Source organism: Streptomyces sp. NPDC058052, assembly GCF_042885515.1.
Lineage (GTDB): Bacteria > Actinomycetota > Actinomycetes > Streptomycetales > Streptomycetaceae > Streptomyces.
The window spans coordinates 102,073-111,340 of record NZ_JBHVRX010000017.1; the positions used below are offsets into that span (position 1 = coordinate 102,073).

Consider the following 9,268-nt stretch of genomic DNA (forward strand, 5'->3'; position numbering starts at 1 on the left):
GCCCGGCCGCGGGAAGGCCCGGCCGCGAGAAGGCCCGGACGCGGGAAGGCCCCGGGAACGCGAGAAGGCCCCGCACCTTCCGGTGCGGGGCCTTCCCTCACTGCTAGCAGCTCGTACGAGCTACCAGGTCAGTTCAAGATCAGGCAGTGATCTTGACGACCTGGCCGGCGCCGACGGTCCGGCCACCCTCACGGATGGCGAACTTGAGGCCCTCCTCCATGGCGATGGGCTGGATCAGCTCAACGCTCATGGCGGTGTTGTCGCCCGGCATGACCATCTCGGTGCCCTCGGGGAGGGTCACGACGCCGGTCACGTCCGTGGTACGGAAGTAGAACTGCGGGCGGTAGTTGTTGAAGAACGGGGTGTGACGGCCACCCTCGTCCTTCGACAGGATGTACGCCTGCGCCTCGAAGTTCGTGTGCGGCGTGACCGAGCCCGGCTTGATGATGACCTGGCCGCGCTCGACGTCCTCGCGCTTGATGCCACGGAGGAGCAGACCGACGTTCTCACCGGCCTGGCCCTCGTCGAGCAGCTTGCGGAACATCTCGATGCCGGTGACCGTGGTGGTGGTCTTCTCCTGCTTGATGCCGATGATGTCAACGGTCTCGTTGACCTTCAGGACACCACGCTCGATACGACCGGTGACGACGGTGCCACGACCGGTGATCGTGAAGACGTCCTCGATCGGCATCAGGAACGGCTTGTCGACGTCACGCTCGGGCTGCGGGATGGCCTCGTCGACGGCGTGCATGAGGCCGAGAAGCTTCTCGCCCCACTCCTTGTCGCCCTCGAGCGCCTTGAGCGCCGAGACGCGGACGACCGGCAGGTCGTCGCCCGGGAACTCGTACTCGGAGAGGAGCTCACGGACCTCGAGCTCGACGAGCTCCAGGATCTCCTCGTCGTCCACCATGTCGGCCTTGTTCAGGGCGACGACGATGTACGGAACGCCGACCTGGCGGGCCAGGAGCACGTGCTCCTTGGTCTGCGGCATCGGGCCGTCGGTGGCGGCGACCACGAGGATGGCGCCGTCCATCTGCGCGGCACCCGTGATCATGTTCTTGATGTAGTCCGCGTGACCGGGGCAGTCGACGTGGGCGTAGTGACGCGACTCGGTCTGGTACTCGACGTGCGCGATCGAGATCGTGATACCGCGCTGGCGCTCCTCGGGAGCCTTGTCGATCTGGTCGAAGGCCGAGGCCTCGTTCAGGTCCGGGTACGCGTCGTGCAGCACCTTGGTAATGGCGGCCGTGAGGGTCGTCTTACCGTGGTCGATGTGACCGATGGTGCCGATGTTGACGTGCGGCTTAGTCCGCTCGAACTTCGCCTTCGCCACTGGGGTCCTCCTGTGGAGTGGTTCTGAACGCCTTGCTTCATCGGCGCCAGGTGATCTTTGCTGGGGTGCCGCCCGGCAGGGGGTGTCCCTCGCGGGACGGCCCCCCACCGTTCGGTGTCAAGCCTAAAGCGTGTGAACGCGGTGCGTGGAACGCAGGTGCGTTACTCGCCCTTGGCCTTCGCGATGATCTCCTCGGCGACGTTCCGCGGAACCTCGGCGTAGGAGTCGAACTGCATCGAGTAGCTTGCGCGACCCGAGGTCTTGCTGCGGAGGTCGCCGACGTAGCCGAACATCTCCGACAGGGGCACGAGGCCCTTCACGATGCGGGCACCGTGACGCTCCTCCATGGCCTGGATCTGGCCACGGCGGGAGTTGATGTCGCCGATGACCTCGCCCATGTAGTCCTCGGGCGTGGTGACCTCGACGGCCATCATCGGCTCAAGGAGCACGGGGGAAGCCTTGCGCGCGGCCTCCTTGAAGGCCTGCGAACCGGCGATCTTGAACGCGAGCTCGGAGGAGTCGACCTCGTGGTAGCCACCGTCGAGAAGGATGACGCGGACGCCAGTCATCTCGTAGCCGGCCAGGATGCCGAACTGCATGGCCTCCTGCGCACCCGCGTCGACCGAAGGGATGTACTCCTTCGGGATGCGGCCACCGGTGACCTTGTTCACGAACTCGTACGACGCCTCGCCGCCCTCGATGGGCTCGATCGCGATCTGCACCTTGGCGAACTGACCGGTACCACCGGTCTGCTTCTTGTGGGTGTAGTCAAGTCGCTCGACGGCCTTGCGGATCGTCTCGCGGTACGCGACCTGCGGCTTGCCGACGTTCGCCTCGACCTTGAACTCGCGACGCATGCGGTCGACGAGGATGTCGAGGTGGAGCTCGCCCATGCCACCGATGATGGTCTGGCCGGTCTCCTCGTCCGAGTGGACCTGGAAGGAGGGGTCCTCCTCCGCGAGACGCTGGATGGCGACACCCAGCTTCTCCTGGTCACCCTTGGACTTGGGCTCGATGGCGACCTGGATGACCGGCGCCGGGAAGTCCATGGACTCCAGGATGACCGGGTTCTTCTCGTCGCACAGCGTCTCACCGGTGGTGGTCTGCTTGAGGCCCATGACGGCGACGATGTCGCCGGCGCCCACCGAGTCGATCTCCTCACGCTTGTTCGCGTGCATGCGGTAGATCTTGCCGATGCGCTCCTTCTTGCCCTTGACGGAGTTCAGCACCGCGGTGCCGGCCTCCAGGCGACCGGAGTAGATCCGGACGAAGGTGAGCTTGCCGAGGTGCGGGTCGCTCGCGATCTTGAACGCGAGGGCGGCCAGCGGCTCGTCGTCGGACGGCTTGCGCCGGACGACGACCTCGGCGTCCTTGACGTCCTGGCCCTCGATGGCCTCGACGTCCAGGGGCGACGGCAGGTAGCGGACGACAGCGTCGAGCAGGGGCTGGACGCCCTTGTTCTTGAACGCGGTGCCACAGAACACGGGGGTGACCGTGGTCTCGCCGCCCTTGCCGGAGGCGATGGTGATACGACGGATCGCCGCGTAGAGCTGCTCCTCGGTGGGCTCGACGCCCTCGAGGAAGAGCTCCATGAGCTCCTCGTCGTTCTCGGCGACGGCCTCGACGAGCTTGGCGCGGTACTCGTCGGCGAGCTCCTGCTTGTCGGCAGGGATGTCGACGATGTCGTACATCTCGCCCTTGGTCGCCTCGGCGGACCAGACGAGCGCCTTCATCTTGACGAGGTCGATGACGCCCTCGAAGTCGGCCTCGGCACCGATCGGGAGCTGCATCACGATCGGGGTGGCGCCGAGGCGGTCCACGATCATGCTGACGCAGCGGAAGAAGTCGGCACCCGTGCGGTCGAGCTTGTTGACGAAGCAGATACGCGGAACGCCGTAGCGGTCCGCCTGACGCCAGACGGTCTCGGACTGGGGCTCGACGCCGGCCACGCCGTCGAACACGGTCACGGCACCGTCGAGCACGCGCAGGGAACGCTCCACCTCGACGGTGAAGTCGACGTGACCCGGCGTGTCGATGATGTTGATCGTGTGGTCGACGTTCTCGAGCGGCCAGTGGCAGGTGGTGGCAGCGGACGTGATCGTGATGCCACGCTCCTGCTCCTGCTCCATCCAGTCCATCGTGGCAGCGCCGTCGTGGACCTCACCGATCTTGTACGAAACGCCGGTGTAGAACAGGATCCGCTCGGTGGTGGTCGTCTTGCCCGCGTCGATGTGGGCCATGATGCCGATGTTGCGCACCTTGGCCAGGTCAAGCGAAGTGGTAGCCATAAGGCTTCAGTCTTCTCTCGGTCTCGATGGGGGTTGCGACTACCAGCGGTAGTGCGCGAAGGCCTTGTTGGACTCGGCCATCTTGTGCGTGTCCTCGCGCTTCTTGACCGAAGCACCCAGGCCGTTGGAGGCGTCCAGGAGCTCGTTCATGAGGCGCTCGGTCATGGTCTTCTCGCGGCGGGCGCGGGAGTAACCGACGAGCCAGCGCAGCGCGAGGGTGGAGGCACGACCGGGCTTGACCTCGATCGGCACCTGGTAGGTGGCGCCACCGACACGGCGGGACTTGACCTCGAGAGCCGGCTTGACGTTCTCGAGGGCGCGCTTCAGCGTGACGACCGGGTCAGCACCGGTCTTCTCGCGCAGGCCCTCCATGGCGCCGTAGACGATGCGCTCAGCGGTGGAGCGCTTGCCGTCGAGCAGGATCTTGTTGATCAGCGACGTGACAAGAGGAGAACCGTAGACCGGGTCGATGATGACCGGGCGCTTCGGGGCGGGGCCCTTACGAGGCATTCTTACTTCTCCTTCTTGGCGCCGTAGCGGCTGCGGGCCTGCTTGCGGTTCTTGACACCCTGGGTGTCGAGGGAGCCGCGGATGATCTTGTAACGAACACCAGGCAGGTCCTTCACACGGCCACCACGCACGAGCACGATGGAGTGCTCCTGCAGGTTGTGTCCCTCACCCGGGATGTAGGCCGTGACCTCGATGCCGCTGGTCAGACGCACACGCGCGACCTTACGGAGGGCCGAGTTCGGCTTCTTCGGGGTGGTCGTGAACACACGCGTGCAGACGCCACGGCGCTGGGGCGAACCCTCGAGAGCGGGCGTCTTGTTCTTCTCGACCTTGTCCTGCCGGCCCTTCCGGACCAGCTGCTGGATCGTAGGCACTACTTCTCCGGTTTCTGTGTGCCGTAAGTACTACTAACCTGGAACATTCACCGACCCACGCGGTCGGGCGTGTCGGACCCGGCGAACCTCCGCAGAACGCGGAAGGGGCGCGGATCGCGGTGGCCGGTCTTGGACTCACCGTGCGGTTGTGGACACGCACAGGAGCCCAGGCACACCCCAGGCACAAGGCATGAGCGTACCTATCGCACGGACTCCGGTCAAAAGAAAAGCCCACGCCGCCGAGGCGGGCCGCCGGTGGATCTTGGACCCGCCCCGGCGACGCACACCCCTGGCCCTTTGTCAATCGCGGGCGGTACGGCGGGATTCGGCCCGCGGCTCCTCGGTCTCGGCCGCGGTGTCGGGCTCCAGGAACTGGCTGACGACCTTGACGAAGACGCCCATGCGCTCGTCGGGGACGCCGAGCCAGCGGGCGAAGTCCTCCATGGTGGGCTGCCAGTCGGTCGGCGGGAGCAGATCCGCCGCGAGGGGAAGCTCCTCGGGCGTGACCCGGCCGGAGCGGATCAGCATGTCGCGCACCGAGACCCCGAGGAGCGGGGCGATGCGGCGCATGGTCTCCAGGTCGGGCATGCTCTGCCGCTGCAGCAGGCGGGTCACCGCGGCCCGGTGGACCCCGGCCTCGTCCGCGATCCGGGACTTTCCGCCGCCGCGCGGGCTGTCGATGTCGTATCCGCGCCGCCGCATCAGACCTTCGACCCAGCCGGCGAACTCGTCGAGCCCTTGACTGTTCATGCTCTACCGCTCCCTCATCATCCCCACCTTCCGGGCCCCTCACTCTAGCGTGCTTGCGCGCACGGAATTACGTGCTTTCGGGCACGCAATCGTGTCGAAACGATGGAGACCTCTCCCCATTGCTAGTTGCGAGCTCGCACGCAACATGCGAGTCTGCTGGCCGCCGCACTCGCCGGCCTCCCGGACGCCGGGCCCCTTCGGGGTCCCCGCGCGCCCCGGCGGCCCCGGACCGTGGAGAGAACCGCCTTGTCCCAGCCCGACCCGACCCCCTGGCAGGCCGCCGCCGCGTGCGCCGGCCTCTCCCCGTCCGTCGTCTTCGCCCGCCGCGAGCGGCAGGCCGCCCCCGCCCTGCGGGCCTGTGCCGCCTGCCCCGTCCCCCGCGAGTGCGAGGCGGCCGTCGCCCCCGCCGAGAGCTGGTTCGACGGCGTCTGCGCGGGCCGTCTGTGGCGCAACGGACGTCCCGTGAAGCCCCGTTCCTCCCGATACGCGAAGCCGGGCGCTGCCGACCCTCTCGGCCTCGGCCGCCCGGACGCGGAGCAGGGGCCGCCGACCCCCCGCACCGTGGCCGCACAGCTCGACGCCGTGCTCGCCGCCTCCGCTCCGGCCGCCTCCGGGGGCACCCCGTGACCGGGAGCACCGCCGCCGAGGCCGTCCTGCGGGACGCCCTGCTCTGGGCCGCCGCCCTCGTCCGGCAGTTCCCCGAGCTCGCCGAGGAGCTGGCCCCCGTCCGCCGCTCCCCCGCCGGCTCCGCGCCCGCCGCCCCGCGCCCCGGCGACGCCGCGCTCCTGCGCCAGGAGCGGAGGGAGGCGCTGCTCCTGGAGCAGCGGCACGGGCTGGCCGTCCCCGGGCACGGCGCCGCCCCGATCCGGCTGCACGTCTCCGACTGCATCCGGGACGTCACCGACGGCGTGGTGGAGCTGGAGGAGGCCGTGTGCGCCCGGCTCGGGCTGCCGCGGCCGCCCCGGGCCGGGGTGACCGACCGGCTGCGCCGGGTCGCCGGGCTCCTCGACGGCGTCGCGGCCCACCCGGACCTCGCCCGCCACGTGCGGGACGAGATCCGGCGGATGGCCCGCCGGTGCGCCCGGACGCTGGGCGCGGTGGAGTCGGTGGTGCGGGTGGCCGGCCGCTGCCCGTGGTGCGACTCGGTCTCGCTGCGCGCCTTCCCGGACCGCCGGGCGGTGCTGTGCGTCAATCCCGCCTGTGTGTGCGTCGATCCGGTGTGCGGCTGCCAGGACGACCCGGCCTACCGGCACCTCTGGCGGGAGGAGGCGTGGGGGGAGCTGGCGGAAGCCTCCGGGGCCCGTGCGGAGGAGATCGAGGCGGCCATGGACGACACGGAGGAGACCGCGTGCTGAGCTCGCCCCACCTGCCGGCCCTGATCCCGGGACCGCTCGCCGCCGAGGAGGCGGGGGTCGCGCCCGCGACCATCCGCAAGTGGGTCCAGCTGGGTCATCTGCGGGCCGCGGGGCGGGCCGGGCGGGCTCAGCTCTTCCGCCTGGAGGACGTCTTCGCCGCGGAGCGGGCCGCCCGCCGCCGTCCCCGTACCGCCTGACCCCGTTCGGGGTCTCGCCGGAGCGCCCCCGCGTCCTGATGGACGCGGGGGCGCTCCGTCATGCCGTCACGCCTTCAGGAAGTTGTGGAGCGAGCGGGTGAGTTCCCCGGCGAAGCGGTCGCGGGCCGGCTCGTCGAGGCGGTCGAGGGAGAGGTACGGGTTGAGGTCCTCCAGCTCGACCAGGAGGAGCGCGCCGTCCGGGGTCCGGCAGGCGTCGACGCGCTGGATGCCGTGGCGCAGGGTGTTCCAGGCGATGAAGCCGCGTGCGAAGTCGAGGTCGGCCGGGGTGGGTTCGTACGGCACCAGTTCCCAGCGGCGCTCGGGGTCGGGGGCGTACAGCGCGTACTGGAAGCGGTCGTCGACGAAGAAGAAGGAGACCTCGTAGCGGAAGTCGATCCGGGGCTGGACGAGGAGTTCCCCGTCCCCGTAGGGGAGCCCGGCGAGCTCGGCGTACGGGACGAACCGCAGTCCTATGGAGTCGGCGCCGGCCTTGGGCTTGACGGCGTAGAGCGCGGCCTCGGGGAGCCGGGGCAGGTCCTCGGAGCGGTCGACGGTGGGGATGACGGGGTGTCCGGTGGCGGTGAGGTCGAGGAGGTACTGCTTTCCGGCCATGTCGCCGCGGCCGTGGAGCGGGTTGTAGACGCGGATGGAGAGGGCGGCGGCGCGTTCGCGGAACCGGTCGTACGCCTCCTGGTGGTGGAGGACCGGGCCGCTGTTGCGGACGACGACGGCGTCGAAGGCGTCCATGAGGGCGGCGGCGTCGCGCGGGTGGCAGAGGGCGAGGTCGAAGGAGGCGCGGAGGCGGGCGGTGAGGTCGATGTCCTCGTCGCAGTAGCGGCGTCCGCGGGCCGGGTAGGCGAGGTCGGTGACGTAGAGCAGGCGGGGGCGGTCGGCGGACACGGGCGGCTCCTCGGGGGTCGGGACGGCCAACCTATCGGCCGGTGCGGGGCGTCCGGTAGGGATCGCCGCAGGTCAGAGAGGTGACATGCGCGCCGTGGGAGGCACTCCCCGTTTTAGTTGCGTGCGCGCACGCTCTCTGTCACAGTTGGCGCAGCGGCGGAGCTGTGCCCGCGAGACGGGCCGCGGCTCCGCCGTCGGCCGTCCGGGCGCGCCGACCGCGCCCCGCCCCCTCCCCGCCGGAGCCGCCCGGGCGGCCGCCCCTCCACCCACCGCCCCCTCCCGAGGAGAACCGCGATGACCACTCCCCCGAGTGCGTTCCCGGACGTCGAGAAGCTGGTCGTCGACGTCCTCAAGGCCGACCCGGCGCTGGCCGGGGCGGTGATCGCCGTCCAGCCGCCGGCCGGCTTCGACGGCACCCAGGCCGCCGTCCTGGTCAACCGCCGCGGCGGCGCCTGGATCGGCGACCTGCACGTCGACATGCCGCTGATCGAGTTCGAGGTGTACGGCCCCACCAAGGAGGCCGCCCACGTGCTCGCCAACGGCGCCCGGCGCGCCCTGCTCGCCACCCTCGGCAAGCAGATCGGCACGAGCAACGTCGTCCACGACGTGGAGGAGCAGGACGGGCCGCGCTGGCTGCCCGACTACCTCTACCGGGGCGCCCACCGCTACCTCTGCGTGCTGCGCCTCTCCCTCACCGTCTTCTGACGGCCCGGGTGCCGCCTCCCGGCCGCGCCCGCCCACAGACCAGGCCCTGCCGTCCGGCGGGGCCTTTGCCGTACCCGGGCCCCTTCCCTCCGCCCGGGCGCGGCGCCCTCACCCACACAAGGAGAAGTCCCACCATGGCAGGAAACAACTCCGCCGAGATCCGCGTCGCCGGCTCGGGCAAGCTCTTCGTCGCCACCGCCGGCGCCACCGCCCCGTCGTTCGGCGCCGACCCGGCCACCGACTGGGCCGCGGCCACCTGGACGAACCTCGGCTACACCACCGGTGACGGCGTCACCTTCTCCAAGAAGGACAAGCTGGAGCCGATCGACACCTGGCAGTCGGTCTCCCCGGTGCACTTCATCTACTCCAGCCGCGACCTCTCGCTGAAGTTCTCGATGCTCCAGTTCAACGAGGACACGCTGCCGTTCTTCATGGGCGGCGGCGAGGTCGAGCCGGAGCCGGCCGCGTCGACCGACACGTACAAGTACGAGATCGCCGAGCGCCCGTACGCGGACGCCCGCGCCCTCGGCCTGGAGTTCACCGACGTCAAGGTCGGCGGCGCCGCGGTCACGTACCGCTTCATCATCCCGCGCGGTCAGGTCACCGCCTCCGACGACATCAAGCTGGCCCGCAAGGCGGCGTCCACCCTGGGCGTCACCTTCACGGCCATGTCGAACGGCGACGGCAAGCCGCTGGCGACCTTCCTCATGAAGGACAACCAGTACGGCGCCTCGGCCTGATCCCCCTGGGGCGGGGGGGGGGGCCCCCCCCCCCCCCCCCCCCCCCCCCCCCCCCCACACCCCCCCCCCCCCCCCCCCCCCCCCCCCCCCCCCCCCCCCCCCCCCCCCCGCCCCGC

At 70.1% G+C, this 9,268-nt stretch carries 11 protein-coding genes; 5 read left to right on the forward strand and 6 right to left on the reverse strand.

Annotated features, from left to right (window positions below; all coding sequences use genetic code 11):
* Positions 1-139 precede the first annotated feature (139 nt).
* The 5 genes from tuf to ACFVU3_RS23365 form a co-directional block, all read right to left on the reverse strand.
* Complete coding sequence (tuf, locus tag ACFVU3_RS23345; RefSeq protein WP_376603358.1) at positions 140-1,333, reverse strand: elongation factor Tu; 1,194 nt, start codon at positions 1,331-1,333, stop codon at positions 140-142.
* Positions 1,334-1,494: 161 nt separating this feature from the next.
* Positions 1,495-3,621: an elongation factor G gene (gene fusA, locus ACFVU3_RS23350; protein ID WP_390068924.1), complete on the reverse strand. Its 2,127-nt coding sequence runs from the start codon at positions 3,619-3,621 to the stop codon at positions 1,495-1,497.
* A 39-nt stretch (positions 3,622-3,660) separates the two neighbouring features.
* Entirely contained in the window at positions 3,661-4,131 is a 471-nt protein-coding gene (gene rpsG, locus ACFVU3_RS23355) for a 30S ribosomal protein S7 (RefSeq protein WP_030494244.1), read from the reverse strand.
* Positions 4,132-4,133: 2 nt separating this feature from the next.
* Positions 4,134-4,505: a 30S ribosomal protein S12 gene (gene rpsL, locus ACFVU3_RS23360; protein WP_003948652.1), complete on the reverse strand. Its 372-nt coding sequence runs from the start codon at positions 4,503-4,505 to the stop codon at positions 4,134-4,136.
* Between the two features lie 300 nt (positions 4,506-4,805).
* Positions 4,806-5,255, reverse strand: coding sequence for a helix-turn-helix domain-containing protein (locus ACFVU3_RS23365; RefSeq protein ID WP_390068926.1), 450 nt, complete (start codon positions 5,253-5,255; stop codon positions 4,806-4,808).
* A gap of 246 nt (positions 5,256-5,501) precedes the next feature.
* Between ACFVU3_RS23365 and ACFVU3_RS23370 the strand changes: the two genes are divergently transcribed.
* The 3 genes from ACFVU3_RS23370 to ACFVU3_RS23380 are packed head-to-tail and all read left to right on the forward strand — an operon-like array spanning position 5,502 to position 6,807.
* Positions 5,502-5,882: a WhiB family transcriptional regulator gene (locus tag ACFVU3_RS23370; protein WP_390068928.1), complete on the forward strand. Its 381-nt coding sequence runs from the start codon at positions 5,502-5,504 to the stop codon at positions 5,880-5,882.
* Positions 5,879-6,610 carry a hypothetical protein gene (locus tag ACFVU3_RS23375; protein ID WP_390068929.1) on the forward strand — a complete coding sequence of 244 codons (732 nt, stop codon included), beginning with the start codon at positions 5,879-5,881 and terminating at the stop codon, positions 6,608-6,610. The genes ACFVU3_RS23370 and ACFVU3_RS23375 overlap by 4 nt, the downstream gene beginning before the upstream one ends.
* Positions 6,604-6,807 (forward strand): hypothetical protein, encoded by a 204-nt coding sequence (locus ACFVU3_RS23380; protein WP_030759416.1) that lies wholly within the window; start codon positions 6,604-6,606, stop codon positions 6,805-6,807. Before ACFVU3_RS23375 ends, ACFVU3_RS23380 begins: the two co-directional genes overlap by 7 nt.
* 66 nt (positions 6,808-6,873) lie before the next feature.
* Here ACFVU3_RS23380 and ACFVU3_RS23385 read toward each other — a convergent pair whose 3' ends face one another.
* A complete protein-coding gene (locus tag ACFVU3_RS23385) occupies positions 6,874-7,707 on the reverse strand; it encodes a hypothetical protein (RefSeq protein WP_390068931.1) in 834 nt (277 codons plus the stop codon).
* A 294-nt stretch (positions 7,708-8,001) separates the two neighbouring features.
* Here ACFVU3_RS23385 and ACFVU3_RS23390 point away from each other — a divergent pair, with 294 nt between their 5' ends.
* Both ACFVU3_RS23390 and ACFVU3_RS23395 read left to right on the forward strand, forming a co-directional pair.
* Entirely contained in the window at positions 8,002-8,412 is a 411-nt protein-coding gene (locus tag ACFVU3_RS23390) for a hypothetical protein (RefSeq protein ID WP_390068933.1), read from the forward strand.
* A gap of 134 nt (positions 8,413-8,546) precedes the next feature.
* Positions 8,547-9,152 (forward strand): phage tail protein, encoded by a 606-nt coding sequence (locus ACFVU3_RS23395; RefSeq protein ID WP_390068935.1) that lies wholly within the window; start codon positions 8,547-8,549, stop codon positions 9,150-9,152.
* Positions 9,153-9,268: the final 116 nt, after the last annotated feature.

Bases quoted from the DNA above. Each gene is read 5' to 3' on its own strand.
- ACFVU3_RS23395 (WP_390068935.1), top strand. From the start codon at position 8,547: ATGGCAGGAAACAACTCCGCCGAGATCCGCGTCGCCGGCTCGGGCAAG.
- ACFVU3_RS23390 (WP_390068933.1), top strand. From the start codon at position 8,002: ATGACCACTCCCCCGAGTGCGTTCCCGGACGTCGAGAAGCTGGTCGTC.
- ACFVU3_RS23365 (WP_390068926.1), bottom strand. From the start codon at position 5,255: ATGAACAGTCAAGGGCTCGACGAGTTCGCCGGCTGGGTCGAAGGTCTG.
- fusA (WP_390068924.1), bottom strand. From the start codon at position 3,621: ATGGCTACCACTTCGCTTGACCTGGCCAAGGTGCGCAACATCGGCATC.
- rpsG (WP_030494244.1), bottom strand. From the start codon at position 4,131: ATGCCTCGTAAGGGCCCCGCCCCGAAGCGCCCGGTCATCATCGACCCG.